The organism is Pseudomonas sp. MCal1, from assembly GCF_026341415.1.
In the GTDB taxonomy this organism is placed as follows: Bacteria; Pseudomonadota; Gammaproteobacteria; order Pseudomonadales; family Pseudomonadaceae; genus Aquipseudomonas.
This window is the reverse complement of record NZ_JAKUMP010000010.1, coordinates 1-12,700: the sequence shown is the minus strand read 5'-3', so window position 1 is coordinate 12,700 and position 12,700 is coordinate 1. Positions and strand designations below refer to the sequence as shown.

Annotated in this window: 15 protein-coding genes and 1 pseudogene; 7 read left to right on the top strand and 9 right to left on the bottom strand. The window is 59.7% G+C overall.

Going from position 1 to position 12,700, the window contains the following annotated elements; all coding sequences use genetic code 11:
• Nucleotide 1: 1 nt before the first annotated feature.
• The 3 genes from MKZ87_RS17320 to soxR all read right to left on the bottom strand — a co-directional run bounded on the left by MKZ87_RS17320 (nucleotide 2) and on the right by soxR (nucleotide 2,174).
• A complete protein-coding gene (locus tag MKZ87_RS17320; protein WP_085704491.1) occupies nucleotides 2–877 on the bottom strand; it encodes an alpha/beta fold hydrolase in 876 nt (291 codons plus the stop codon).
• Between the two features lie 143 nt (nucleotides 878–1,020).
• The gene (locus MKZ87_RS17315; protein WP_085700139.1) at nucleotides 1,021–1,479 is read right to left on the bottom strand and encodes a VOC family protein; all 459 of its coding nucleotides are present in this window, start codon (nucleotides 1,477–1,479) and stop codon (nucleotides 1,021–1,023) included.
• A gap of 236 nt (nucleotides 1,480–1,715) precedes the next feature.
• On the bottom strand, nucleotides 1,716–2,174 hold the full coding sequence (gene soxR / locus MKZ87_RS17310) for a redox-sensitive transcriptional activator SoxR (RefSeq protein WP_085700140.1): 459 nt from the start codon (nucleotides 2,172–2,174) through the stop codon (nucleotides 1,716–1,718).
• Between the two features lie 90 nt (nucleotides 2,175–2,264).
• Here soxR and MKZ87_RS17305 point away from each other — a divergent pair, with 90 nt between their 5' ends.
• Nucleotides 2,265–2,630, top strand: a complete 366-nt coding sequence (locus MKZ87_RS17305; protein WP_085700141.1) for an antibiotic biosynthesis monooxygenase family protein — start codon at nucleotides 2,265–2,267, stop codon at nucleotides 2,628–2,630.
• A gap of 103 nt (nucleotides 2,631–2,733) precedes the next feature.
• Here MKZ87_RS17305 and MKZ87_RS29065 read toward each other — a convergent pair.
• Nucleotides 2,734–2,818, bottom strand: a pseudogene (locus MKZ87_RS29065) (hypothetical protein); the annotation flags it as partial.
• A 124-nt stretch (nucleotides 2,819–2,942) separates the two neighbouring features.
• On the opposite strand from MKZ87_RS29065, the gene MKZ87_RS17300 reads away from it, so the two are divergent.
• The 4 genes from MKZ87_RS17300 (at nucleotide 2,943) to MKZ87_RS17285 (ending at nucleotide 7,168) form a co-directional block, all read left to right on the top strand.
• On the top strand, nucleotides 2,943–3,212 hold the full coding sequence (locus MKZ87_RS17300) for a hypothetical protein (RefSeq protein WP_085700142.1): 270 nt from the start codon (nucleotides 2,943–2,945) through the stop codon (nucleotides 3,210–3,212).
• Between the two features lie 102 nt (nucleotides 3,213–3,314).
• Nucleotides 3,315–3,929: a LysE family translocator gene (locus MKZ87_RS17295; protein WP_085700143.1), complete on the top strand. Its 615-nt coding sequence runs from the start codon at nucleotides 3,315–3,317 to the stop codon at nucleotides 3,927–3,929.
• Between the two features lie 206 nt (nucleotides 3,930–4,135).
• Entirely contained in the window at nucleotides 4,136–5,302 is a 1,167-nt protein-coding gene (locus MKZ87_RS17290) for an aminotransferase class V-fold PLP-dependent enzyme (protein ID WP_266201396.1), read from the top strand.
• 57 nt (nucleotides 5,303–5,359) lie between these two features.
• Entirely contained in the window at nucleotides 5,360–7,168 is a 1,809-nt protein-coding gene (locus tag MKZ87_RS17285) for an aminopeptidase P family protein (RefSeq protein ID WP_266201395.1), read from the top strand.
• Here the strand turns inward: MKZ87_RS17285 and MKZ87_RS17280 are convergent.
• Nucleotides 7,161–8,069 (bottom strand): LysR family transcriptional regulator, encoded by a 909-nt coding sequence (locus MKZ87_RS17280; protein WP_266201394.1) that lies wholly within the window; start codon nucleotides 8,067–8,069, stop codon nucleotides 7,161–7,163. The two genes, MKZ87_RS17285 and MKZ87_RS17280, sit on opposite strands and share 8 nt — an antisense overlap.
• Nucleotides 8,070–8,181: 112 nt before the next feature.
• Between MKZ87_RS17280 and MKZ87_RS17275 the strand changes: the two genes are divergently transcribed.
• On the top strand, nucleotides 8,182–9,180 hold the full coding sequence (locus MKZ87_RS17275) for a zinc-dependent alcohol dehydrogenase family protein (protein WP_266201393.1): 999 nt from the start codon (nucleotides 8,182–8,184) through the stop codon (nucleotides 9,178–9,180).
• Here MKZ87_RS17275 and MKZ87_RS17270 read toward each other — a convergent pair.
• Nucleotides 9,177–9,767: a 2-hydroxychromene-2-carboxylate isomerase gene (locus tag MKZ87_RS17270; RefSeq protein WP_085700148.1), complete on the bottom strand. Its 591-nt coding sequence runs from the start codon at nucleotides 9,765–9,767 to the stop codon at nucleotides 9,177–9,179. The genes MKZ87_RS17275 and MKZ87_RS17270 overlap by 4 nt on opposite strands.
• A gap of 37 nt (nucleotides 9,768–9,804) precedes the next feature.
• The gene (locus MKZ87_RS17265) at nucleotides 9,805–10,533 is read right to left on the bottom strand and encodes an SDR family oxidoreductase (RefSeq protein ID WP_234205701.1); all 729 of its coding nucleotides are present in this window, start codon (nucleotides 10,531–10,533) and stop codon (nucleotides 9,805–9,807) included.
• 92 nt (nucleotides 10,534–10,625) lie between these two features.
• Between MKZ87_RS17265 and MKZ87_RS17260 the strand changes: the two genes are divergently transcribed.
• The gene (locus MKZ87_RS17260; protein ID WP_085700150.1) at nucleotides 10,626–11,195 is read left to right on the top strand and encodes a TetR/AcrR family transcriptional regulator; all 570 of its coding nucleotides are present in this window, start codon (nucleotides 10,626–10,628) and stop codon (nucleotides 11,193–11,195) included.
• A 7-nt stretch (nucleotides 11,196–11,202) separates the two neighbouring features.
• On the opposite strand, the gene MKZ87_RS17255 is transcribed toward MKZ87_RS17260, so the two are convergent.
• Both MKZ87_RS17255 and rhtA read right to left on the bottom strand, forming a co-directional pair.
• Entirely contained in the window at nucleotides 11,203–11,484 is a 282-nt protein-coding gene (locus MKZ87_RS17255; protein WP_085700151.1) for a hypothetical protein, read from the bottom strand.
• Nucleotides 11,485–11,652: 168 nt separating this feature from the next.
• Entirely contained in the window at nucleotides 11,653–12,540 is an 888-nt protein-coding gene (gene rhtA / locus MKZ87_RS17250) for a threonine/homoserine exporter RhtA (RefSeq protein ID WP_234205699.1), read from the bottom strand.
• Nucleotides 12,541–12,700: the final 160 nt, after the last annotated feature.

The window sequence follows — 12,700 nt, the reverse complement described above, 5'->3', positions numbered from 1 at the left end:
ATCAGCAGAGAAAATCGAGCGCTTCGACGAGCAACAGTTCAGGGACTTCTTCGGCGAGGTAATGCCCGGCAGGCAGGGCCTTGCCCCGTACGTTGGTGGCCACCTGTTCCCATTCCCTGAGCGGATCGAAGCATCGACCGACGGTGCCCTCGGCGCCCCACAGCACCAGCAATGGCAGGTTCAAGTGACGACCGGCCGCGAGGTCGGCGCGATCATGTTCCAGGTCGATGCCGGCACTGGCCCGATAATCTTCACAAATTCCGCGAGCGCTGCCGGGACGTTCCAGGCAACGCCGATATTCGCTGAACGCCTCATCGGTAAAGGGTGCCAGCCCGGCGCTGCGGCTGCCCATGACACTGCGCAGGTAACCTTCGGGATCGGCTTCGATCAGGGTTTCCGGCAGCGGCGCCGGACGGATCAGGAAGAACCAGTGCCAGTAAGCCCGGGCAAAGGCTTCATTGGTCTGGGCGTACATCGCCAGCGTGGGGGCGATGTCGAGCAGGACCATGCGCTGCACAACCTCGGGATGATCGAGAGCCAGGCGATGGGCGACCCGGGCGCCACGGTCGTGGGCAAGGATCGAGAAATGCTCGAAACCCAACGCTTTCATCAATTGCACGCCGTCGCGGGCCATCTCGCGCTTGGAGTAATTAAGGTGAGCCTCATCGGCCGGCGGGCGACTGCTGTCGCCATAACCGCGCAGGTCAGCAGCGACCACGGTGAAATGTTCGGCCAGTTGCTCGGCGATCTTGTGCCAGATGACGTGGGTCTGCGGGTGCCCGTGCAACAGCAGCAGACCCTGGCCGCTGCCTTTGATGCGGTAGCTGATGTCCACGCCGTTGACGAGGCGCTGGTCTTTGACGAATCCGGCAAACATCTGGAGTGATCCTTTATTCAGGCGAGTGGCCTGCATCCTGAAATCGCCGGGCGTTCATGACAAGCCGTGAAGCGTGGTTCGACGGTTCATGAATCGTGTTTGCCGATCCCCGCGCGCTGCGCGGGAATGGACACTCGGCGTTGCTAACCCTGCTGGAACATCTCCTTCGCCCGCTGCTCGATCTGCGCCTGGGTCAGGTCCTCCTTGCGCGTGGCCAGGAACCACAGATGCCCGTACGGATCTTTCAATGTCCCGCTGCGGTCGCCGTAGAACTGATCCTTGACCTCGGACACCGAGGTCGCGCCGGCATCCAGCGCGCGCTGGAAGGATTTGTCGACATCGGTCACGTACAGATGCAAACCGACCGACACCGCTGTGTCCGGATTGCTCAGCGGTCCTTGATCGCATGGCGAACCGAGCATGATCGCGCTGTCGCCGATGCGCAGTTCGGCGTGGCCGATGCCGCCGTCGGGCATGCTCAGGCGCATCACTTCGGTGGCACCGAACGCTTTTTTATAGAAGTCGATGGCTTCGGCAGCTTTGTGAATGCCGAGGTACGGGGTAATGCTGTGGTATCCCTCGGGAATGGGTTTGACGCTCATGGCGGTGCTCCCTGTTATTTGTTGCCTGGTTTTTATTAGAGGTTGAAGGTATGCCTTCGCCGGGGTTGCCGGTCGCTCAACTATAGATCCGTGCCGCCGCCGTGACCGGGCAGCCGACGAGCAGCCCCGCAACGCCGGAACGGAGCCCAAATGCCGACCACAAAAATCGCCGCTGGCGCTGGCGTTCCTGTTCGCTGACTACGCGCGGGAAGCCGAAACCCGTGGCGTGGGAACCTTCACTTTGGAACGTCGAGAAAATGCGCTCCGGGCCCCTGTTCGCCCAGCACATCGCCCTGATTGCGCAGCGGGCAGGCCTCCATCGACAGGCATCCGCAACCGATGCAACCGGTCAGCCGATCACGCAGCAGCACCAACTGATTGATCCGCTCGTCCAACTCCCGCCGCCACTGCTCCGACAACACTTTCCAGTCCGCCGCCGTCGGCGCGCGGTTATCCGGCAACTGTTTCAGCGCCTCGCCGATTTCCGCCAGTGGAATGCCCAGCCGTTGCGCCACCTTGATCAACGCCACCCGCCGCAGCACCTCCCGAGGATAGCGGCGCTGGTTGCCGGCATTGCGCTGGCTCTTGATCAAACCCTTGGATTCATAAAAGTGCAGGGCGGTAACCGCCACGCCGCTGCGGGCCGCGACTTCGCCGACGGTCAATTGCTTGTGCAGATTTTCCGCAGTGATCATTTGAAAATTGCCCCTTGACCTCTAGTTAACTCGAGGTTTTACCCTGCACGCCTTCGAATCGCAAGATTCGTCTGACAGAGTGGGGATGTCATGCAAGCACCAGCGAAAAACCGCAGCTTTACCCAATTGATCGAATTTGAAATCGAACCCGGCCAGCAACCGGCGCTGGTCTCGGCGCTGGCGGTGCAGACCGAACGCCTGGCCCAGCGTTACCCCGGCTTCGTCAGTGCCAGCGTCCAGGCCAGCGACGATGGCCGGCGAGTGTTGAGCTTTCTGCAATGGCAGTCCCGCGAGGCGGGAGAGGCCGCGTTCCAGAGTTTCGAGACCGGCGAGCAGGACTTCTGGCAACTGATCCGTACTCATCAGGCGCGCACCGTGACCTTCGGCTCATTCCAGGTACTGAGCAGCATCGCCCGCAGTCACGACGATGGCTTGCACTGCCAACTGGTCGGCTAGATCGGCAGCTGGATAAGGCGCTCGCCTTGCGGGTTGGCCGCAGGGCGCTATTTGTTCACCGCCAACTCGCCGATCTTGATCAGCCGCGTGCAGGTCACGTTGCGGCTCCGCCTTGCAACACGCGGCGCCAGATCTTGAGGAATTCGTCGGTGACTTCGTAGCGCGCTGTGGCCGAGGAAACTGCCGTCACGAAAATATGAAATCAACCCTGTCCAAATTCCGATAGCCACTATTGAGAGCGTTGATTTCTGCCAAAGCGTGCCCGGGCGTAGCCTTTCTCCATCGACACACACCGCTCGCCAGGACACTCCCATGAATCGTTTACTGACTGTTTCGCTGATGCTCGCTGTCTCTGTTCTCGCCGGTTGCGCGAGCCACGTTTCCCCGGAATTGCGGCCTTACACTGCGGAAGAAACCCGGGAACTGGCCCTCGAAACCTTGAACCGTCGCGGTTTGTCCTTCGAGGAATACCACGCGAAAAAAGCCGAATTGCTCGGCCAGCCGCAGAAGACATTCGGTTTCGACAACAAGGGTGAAATGAGCGCCGAGCGGGCCGTACAGCTGCACGGTCGTCCTAGCTGATTCGCAACTGTACTGCTCGAAGTTTTACCCAACTGTCCGTGGGTTTGCGCGGCGCCGTGGGATAGGGTCAACACCTGAATGATCCCTGACGGACTGCCTGCCATGACCCTCTCGCTCGACCTGCTGCTGGGCTTCGCCCTGTTTGCCCTTGTCACCTCGATCACACCGGGGCCGAACAACACCATGTTGCTGGCATCGGGCGTGAACTTCGGTTTTAACCGCACCATCCCCCATATGCTCGGCATTACCTGCGGCTTCTTCGTGCTGGTGGTAGCAGTGGGTTTTGGTTTGGGCGCGGTGTTCCAGACTTATCCTCTTCTTTATACGGCTCTGCGTTACGTTGGCGCGGCGTACTTGTTGTATCTGGCGTGGAAAATCGCCCATTCGGGCCCGGTCGGCGACAGCGAGCAGGGCGAAGCAAAACCGATCAGCTATCTCGGCGCGGCGGCTTTTCAGTGGGTCAATCCCAAAGCCTGGATCATGGCCATCGGCGCCATCAGCACGTACACGCCGATGCAGGGTTACTTCACCAATGTGATCGTGATTGCCGCGGTGTTTGCCATCATCAACCTGCCGAGCGTCGGTGTCTGGGCGGCGTGCGGAACGTTGCTGCGTAACGTGCTCAAGGATCGTCGCTGGCTGCGGGTGTTCAACTGGGGCATGGCGGCGTTGCTGGTGATTTCGCTGTATCCGTTACTCCTTGAAAGCTTTGGCTGACGCAGTGCTACAACCGCCGCCCCGATGCCTGTTAAAGTCGCGCTCAGGAGCGTTCCTACGCACTTTTAAATGAAGTTGTTCTTCTTTAACGGCATCCGATCAGGTATTGATGGCGCTCTCGAACCCGGACGCAGCTCACAAGGCTGCGCCGTGCCGTTTGTAGACACGAGCTTCCTGATCCCGGAACACGCTCTGCGAGTCTTTTTATGAACACACGTCCGCTGTATTTCGATTACGCCGCCACCACCCCGGTGGACGAGCGGGTCATCCAGGTGATGACCGAGTGTCTGGGCTTCAACGGTAACTTCGGCAACCCGGCCTCCAGTTCCCACGCCTTCGGCCAACAAGCCCGACAAACGGTCGAGAACGCTCGGCGACAAGTCGCCGAACTGGTTGGCGCTCAGGCACAGCAGATTGTCTGGACCTCCGGCGCTACCGAATCCAACAACCTTGCCCTTAAAGGCGTGGCCCAGGCCCGTGGTGTGTCCGGCGGGCACATCATCACCAGTCAGATCGAACACAAAGCCATTCTCGATACCGCCCGGCAATTGCAGGACGCCGGTGTCGCCGTGACCTATCTGGTGCCGGACGCCGAAGGCCTGATCACCCCGCAAGCAGTCAGCGAAGCGACGCGCGATGACACCTTTCTGGTATCGCTGATGCTGGTCAACAACGAGCTCGGCACCGTCAACGACATCCCGGCCATCGGCGAAGTGGTGCGTGGGCGCGGGGCCTTGTTCCACGTCGATGCGGCTCAGGGCGCGGGCAAGGTCGCGATCGATCTGGCGCAATGGCCGGTGGACCTGATGTCGTTTTCGGCGCACAAGCTCTACGGCCCCAAAGGCATCGGCGCGCTGTACGTCGGCCCGCGTGCGCAACAGCGCTTGCAGGCGCAGATTCACGGTGGTGGCCACGAGGGCGGCTTGCGTTCCGGTACGTTGGCGACTCACCAGATTGCTGCCATGGGCTCGGCGTTTGCCTTGGCTGCCGAAGCTTTTGATGACGAGAAGAAAACCATCGTCGCGCTGCGCGAACGTCTGCTTGAACAACTGTTGAGCCTGCCCGGCGTGCGCCTCAACGGCAGCAGTACTCAACGTATCCCGCACACCTTGAGCCTGACCTTCAGCGAAGGCGAGTTCAACCCGGCGGCGCTGAGTCATTCAATTGCGTTTTCCGCGACTTCGGCCTGCAATTCCGCGAGCAACGCGCCGTCCCACGTCTTGCTGGCACTGGGGCACGATGCGCATCTGGCGGCGCGCACGATTCGCCTGAGCCTCGGCCGTTTCACCACTGCCGAAGACGTCGACAAGGCTGTAGAACTGATCAGGACCGCCTGCGCCAGTGCTCCGGCATTCTGGGCGACAAGGCTTTAACTCGCCGTCTTGGAACGGCACCGAACAATAACGATGAAGTGATTGGCAGGAGACATGATGAGTACCCAGACTTTGACCGATGGAACGGTTCCCCAGCGCCTCGCGCACACCCGTGAACTGATGCGCCGCGAAGGTATCCACGCGTTGCTGGTGCCGTCCGCCGACCCGCACCTGTCGGAATACCTGCCGGGTTACTGGCAGGGTCGGCAATGGTTGTCGGGTTTCCATGGCTCGGTGGGTACATTGATTGTCACCCCCGATTTCGCCGGGGTCTGGGCCGACAGTCGCTACTGGGAACAGGCGACCAAGGAACTCAAGGGCAGCGGCATCGAACTGGTGAAACTGCAACCGGGTCAGCCGAGCCCGCTGGACTGGCTCGCCGAACAGACGCCGGAAGGTGGCGTGGTCGCGGTTGACGGTGCGGTGATGGCGGTTGCGTCGGCGCGTACGCTGGGCAGCAAGCTCGAGGCGCGGGGCGCCAGTCTGCGTACCGACATCGACCTGTTGAAAGAAGTCTGGAGTGATCGCCCGGCGCTGCCGAATGCGCCGATCTACCAGCACCTGCCTCCGCAGGCGACAGTCAGCCGTGGCGAGAAACTCGCCAAACTGCGCGAAACCCTGCAGGAGCGCGGCGCCGATTGGCATTTCATCGCCACCCTCGACGACATCGCCTGGCTGTTCAACCTGCGCGGCGGCGATGTGTCGTTCAACCCGGTATTCGTTTCTTTCGCGCTGATCAGCCAGCAGCAGGCCACGCTGTTTGTCGCACTGAGTAAGGTCGATGCAGAGTTGCGTGCCGTGCTGGAAAAAGACGGCGTGACCGTGCGTGACTACAGCGAAATCGCTGATGCCCTGCGTGCGATTCCGAGTGGCGCGAGCCTGCTGGTGGATCCGGCGCGGGTGACCAGCGGTCTGCTGGACAACCTCGACAGTGGCGTGAAACTGGTCGAAGGCCTGAACCCGACCACGCTGGCCAAATCGCAGAAGAGCCTGGCAGACGCCGCCCATATTCGTCAGGCGATGGAGCAGGATGGCGCGGCGCTGTGCGAGTTTTTCACCTGGCTGGAATCGGCCTGGGGGCGCGAGCGCATAACCGAGCTGACCATCGATGAAAAACTCACGGCAGCCCGTGAGCGTCGTCCGGATTATGTGTCGCTGAGTTTCAACACAATTGCCGCATTCAACGCCAATGGTGCGATGCCGCATTACCACGCCACCCCGGAAGAGCACGCGGTGATCGAGGGTGACGGCTTGTTGCTGATTGACTCCGGTGGCCAATATCTGGGCGGTACTACCGACATCACGCGGATGGTGGCGGTCGGTACGCCAACCGAAGAGCAGAAACGCGACTGCACCCGCGTCCTGAAAGGCGTGATCGCGTTGTCCCGCGCCCATTTCCCTAAAGGCATTCTGTCGCCGCTGCTGGATGCGATTGCCCGCGCGCCGATCTGGGCCGAGAACGTGGATTATGGCCACGGCACCGGCCACGGCGTGGGTTACTTCCTCAACGTTCACGAAGGTCCGCAGGTGATTGCCTACCAGGCGGCGCCAGCACCACAGACTGCCATGCAACCGGGGATGATCACCTCCATTGAACCGGGCACGTATCGTCCGGGCCGCTGGGGTGTGCGGATCGAGAACCTGGCGATGAACGTTGAAGCGGGAAGCAGCGAATTCGGCGAGTTCCTCAAGTTTGAAACCCTGACCCTGTGCCCGATCGATACCCGTTGCCTGGAACCGTCGTTGCTGACGCAGGAAGAAAAACAGTGGTTCAACGCCTATCACGCCGAAGTGCGCGAGCGTCTGAGCCCGCTGCTTGATGGCGCGGCACTGGAGTGGTTGAGCACGCGTACTGCCGCTATCTGATCGGTTGAAGCTCGGGCGCTGCAGCCAGCGCCCGGGTCATGAAGTCGACAAACGCGTTGACCCTGGCGGACTGGCGACGGTTCACCGGGGACACGGCGTGTATCGGCAATGATCGGGTCTGGTAGTCCTGCAACAGGGCGATCACCCGACCGGCCTTCAAATCCTCGCTGAACAGCCAGACCGGTGACAGCGAAATCCCCAGTCCTCCCAAGACCATTTCGCGGATCGCTTCGGAGTTGTTGCTCTGGGCATTGCCCTGGATACGTACGTCGTGATATTGGCCATCCTTCTCGTAGGTCCACAGGTTCTGAGTGCTGAGCAGGTTGAATTGCAGGCAGTTGTGCTGCGCGAGATCCTGAGGTGATTGTGGGTGACCTTGGCGTCGCAGGTAATCGGGCGTCGCCACTGTGAGCCGGTGGGTGGTGCCGATGCGTCGGGCGATCATGCCGCTGTCGTTCAAATCGCCGATGCGCAGGCTGACGTCCAGGCCTTCACTGACCAGATCCAGATTCTGATCGCTGAGTTGCAGGTCGACCTGCACCTGAGGGTAGAGTTGCAGAAAATCCGCCAGTCGCGAGGCAATCTGCAAACGGCCGAAACTGACGGATGAGCCGATTCGTAGAGGACCGGCCACGGTTTCCCTGCCGGACTGGAAACGCTGCTCGGCGGCATCCACGGCTGCGAGGATATTTCGACATTCGTTGTAGTACCGCTGACCTTCATCGGTCAGTGACAACTTGCGCGTACTGCGGGCAATCAGCTTGCCGCCCAATTGATTTTCAAGGGCGCGCAGGACTTTGCTGATAGTCGGCTGGGTGGTGTGCAGTTCCCGGGCAACAGCGGAGAAACTGCCGCGTTCGACTACCCGGACGAAGATGGCCATTGCGTTTAGCTTGTCCATGAAGCGCCTCATTCATGCCAATTCGGCATGCTCACTATAGTCATTTGGCTTCTTATCGGCATGGGTCTGTTGCGGGAACATGGTTTCACTTTCTCCGACAGGAATGACCGAAATGACTGACTCACTGAACATGAAAGCCCTGATGGTGGACCAGGCCAATGGGCCGTTACGCTTGGTTTCCCTGGAACGGCCTGTGGCTGGGGCTGGACAGGTACTGGTGCGGATCAAGGCCAGCGGTGTGAATCCGCTCGATCTGAAAATTCGTGCGGGGCAGGCCGCCCATGCCCGGCAACCGTTGCCGGCAGTGTTGGGACTGGATCTGGCTGGTGTGATCGAAGCAGTGGGTGAGGGCGTGCAGGGATGGGCGCCGGGCGATGAGGTGTATGCGTTAGCCACGGGCATTGGCGGCGCGCAAGGATCGTTGGCCGAGTTTGCAGTGGTGGACGCACGACTGGTGTCGCGTAAGCCTTTGAACCTCAGCTCACGTGAGGCCGCAAGCTTGCCATTGATACTGATCACCGCTTGGGAAGGTCTGGTGGATCGGGCTCGGGTGGGGGCGGGGCACAACGTGTTGATTCACGGTGGTGCGGGCGGTGTCGGGCATGTGGCCATTCAACTGGCTCGTGCATTCGGTGCCGAAGTCTATGCCACGGGTTCTGCGGGACAACGCTCGATCATCGAGGGCTACGGTGCGACGTTCATTGATCATCGAGAGAACTCGGTGGAGGACTACGTCGCCAGGTTCACGGCGGGGGAAGGGTTCGATATTGTCTATGACACGGTCGGCGGCGAGACGCTGGACGCATCCTTCAAAGCAGCACGGATCTATAGCGGGCATGTGCTGAGCTGTCTCGGTTGGGGGCAGCACAGTCTGGCGCCGTTGTCGTTTCGTGGGGCGACGTATTCGGGAGTGTTCACCTTGCTGCCGTTACTGACCGGCCGAGGCTGTGAGCATCATGGCGAGATCCTGCGACAGGCTGCTGCCTTGATTGAGTCCGGCCAATTGCGCCCGTTGCTCGATCCGCGTCGGTTTATGCTGGAAACTGCCGGGGAAGCCCATGAGCTGCTGGCAACGAAGGCAGCTCAGGGGCGTCTGGTGGTGGAGATTTAGCGAAGGGCTTGCGCCACGAAGTCGAGCCGGTCCTGACCGAAGAACAACTGGTTGTCGATGAACATGCTCGGCGCACCGAAGACGCCACGCTTCACGGCGGTTTCGGTATTGTCCTTGAGTGCAGCCTTGACTGCTTCATCATTGGTCAATGCCAGTACCTCTTCAGGATGGAAGCCATGTTCGGTCAGCACGGCGGCAACGGTTGCCGGTTCATCGAGAGGACGGCCTTCAACCCACAGCGCTTTAAACAGGCAATCGATGAATGCCTGGAAGCGATCGGGATGACGCAGTTGAATACCGGTGACCGCGCGCATCAACATCAGGGTATTGATCGGGAAATGCGGGTTGAATTTCAGGGGCACGCCGTAGCGTTTGGCGTAGCGGTCCAGGTCCTGAAACATGTAACGACCCTTGGCCGGGATCATTGCCGGCGATGCGTTGCCGGTGGCCTTGAAGACGCCGCCCAGCAACATCGGAATGTAGATCAGTTGAGCGCCGGTTTCGGCGCAGATCCTTGGTAGCTGGGTATAGGCCAGGTAGGTGGCGGGGCTGCCGAGATCGAAATAAAACTCCACGGTTTTGCTCATGTTCGCTGCACTCTGTTTTTGTTATCGGGGAGGGGAATTACCAGCGCTCATTCCATGGACGCAGATCCAGTTCGAACGTCCAGGCGTCCCGGGGTTGGCTATGCAGATACCAATAGTTCTCGGCGATATGGTCGGGATTGAGAATACCGTCCTGATCCTTGGTGGCGTATTTGTCGGGGAAGTTGTCGCGGATGAAGTCGGTATCGATGGCGCCGTCGACCACGACATGGGCGACGTGGATGTTCATCGGGCCAAGCTCCCTGGCCATGCTCTGTGCCAGAGCCCGAATACCGTGCTTGGCCCCGGCGAATGCGGCAAAGCCTGAGGCACCGCGCAATCCTGCAGTCGCGCCGGTGAACAGGATGGTGCCACGGTTACGGGGCACCATCCGTTTGGCGACTTCGCGGGCATTGAGGAATCCGGAAAAACAGGCCATTTCCCAGATCTTGAAATACTTGCGGGCGGTTTCTTCGAGGATGCTGCAAGGAACGTTGGCACCAATGTTGAAAACGAATGCTTCAATCGGGCCCAGGCGGGTTTCGATATCTTCGATCAGCGCTATCACGTCTTCTTCCTTACGTGCATCGCAGGCAATCCCGTGGGCTTCCCCGCCGTCCGCCTGAATGGCTTCCACCAACGGCTGCAATTTGTCGGCGCTGCGGCGCGTGACGCAAGCGATGAAACCTTCCTTGGCGAAGCGCTTGGCGATGGCGCCACCTGTAGCATCACCTGCACCGACAACCAATACGACCTTCTTGTTATTCATGGGTGGATCCCTTTAGTAAACGATCGTTAAGTGAACGAACGTTATGCTAGGATCCGCTGAGCGTCAAGGCACTCAATTGTGGGGACAAATACATGCGGTACTCCGCCGGTCACAAGCTGGAAACGAAAGAGAAACTCCTGCAAAGCAGTTCGCTTTCTGCGAAAAGAAACGGGTTCTCATCAATGGGTGTCGATGGACTGATGAAGGCGATCGGCCTGAGTGGAGCGGCGTTCTACAGCCACTTCTCGTCCAAGGACGCGTTGTTTGCGGCTATAGTCGAGCGCGAGTTGTGCCAGAGTCTGGAACGCTTGGGCGGGCAGGGTCCGCAAGATCGGGAACGGCTGGAGCGATGCCTGAAACTGTATCTGAACATGGCTCATGTCGAGCAACCTGAGCTGGGCTGCGCATTGCCTGCACTGGGCGCCGAGATTGCGCGATCGGATGTTGTTGTGCGAGAACAGGCCGAACTGTGGATTTGTAAGCTTCAGGAAAGTTGGGCGCAGATTCTGGAAAGCGACAGCCTGGCCTGGGCGATTCTGTCGCAATGTGTCGGGGCGCTGGTGGTGGCGCGTATGCTGGCGTCGCCAAAAATTCAGCAGCGGGTGCTGAGTTCCTGTCATGAAGAGATCGGGAACCAGCTCGCCGCTACGCGAGCGCAATAGTGGCGGCCTATTTGCAGATGACGATCATGCTGCGGCTGGTGTAACCGGCAGGGTTGAGGCCGAAGGGGTAATCACCCGGCTCCTCCACGGCATCACCTGATTTTGCGATGACCTTATAGCCTTTCGGTGCACAAGAGTTTGCGGCGCTGGTGTAGCACTTGTCCCAAGAGGAGGATAGCCCCGAACAGTTGATGTGCAGCCCCTTCTTGCCATGCTTGACCTGGGTTTTCGACGTCGCCGCACAGCCTGCAATGGCGAGTATGGCGATCAGTATCAAAATTCGTTTCATTACCGTCCTTATGGCGGCCTCGAGTCTGGCGCTCGGGTCTGCCTGTATGCGCTCTCGCTTGAAGCGTTCTGATGTCCCTATCCGAAAAAATCCATGTCTGGCATTGGGTTGCGAGGCTAAACATGGCCTAAATGAGCGCCAAATGCCAGATCTTCGTTCAATCCCGTTTCAATCTGCCGCGATCGCGGGTTTGGCAGTGCTGCCCATAGTCATGGTCGCACCGACGGAGGCCAGAATAATGCACAGGATCGCCATCCATTGTGACAAAGAAAGGTATTCCTGAAGGAATAGCAGGCCCGACAGTGCGCCAAAGGCCGGTTCGATGCTCATAAGCGTGCCGAAGGTGCGGGCGGGCATGCGGGTGAGAGCGATCATTTCCAGTGTGTAGGGAAGGGCTGTGGACAAGATCGCGACCCCGATCGCGATCGGGATCAATGTGGGTGTCAGCAGTGCGCTTCCGGCATGGACGATGCCGATGGGGGCGACGAACAGGGCTGCGATCATCACGCCAAGCGCCGCAGTAGTCACGCCGTTATCTGCGCCGGCCTTTTGACCGAACAGAATGTACAGTGCCCAGCAAACGCCGGCTCCCAGCGCATAGCCTGCACCGATCAGATCGATACCCGATTCGGTGGCGCCGGTCGGTATCAGTAACAGCAATCCGATGGCCGCCAGAACTATCCAAAGAAAATCGATCGCGCGACGTGAGGCATAGATGGCGACTGCCAGCGGGCCAGTGAACTCCAGGGCGACGGCGATGCCGAGCGGAACAGTGCGCAATGACATATAGAACAGGAAGTTCATGCCGCCTAGGGCCATCCCGTAGACAATCACTGTGCGTAGCGACTTTGCCGTCAGCTTCGCTCTCCAGGGTTTGAGCAGTAACAGCATGATGATGCTGGCGAAGATCAGGCGCAGAGTTGTCGTGCCTTGAGCGCCAACGATGGGGAACATGCTTTTCGCCAGCGAGGCGCCGGACTGGATTGATGCCATGGCTATTAATAGAAGGCCAACCGGGAACAGGGTTGAGGCAAGGCTGCGGGGTTGGTCGTTCATTTGCGAGGCATCATCCGAGAAGGTAGCTGGTGTATTGGGCAATATAGTGCGCACTCACTGCGTTCGCGTCTATATAGAAGCGACGTTTTCCTAAGGTTGATAGAAAACTCAAATTAAGTGTTGACGGCAGATTCTGAGTCTCTATAATTCGCCCCACTTC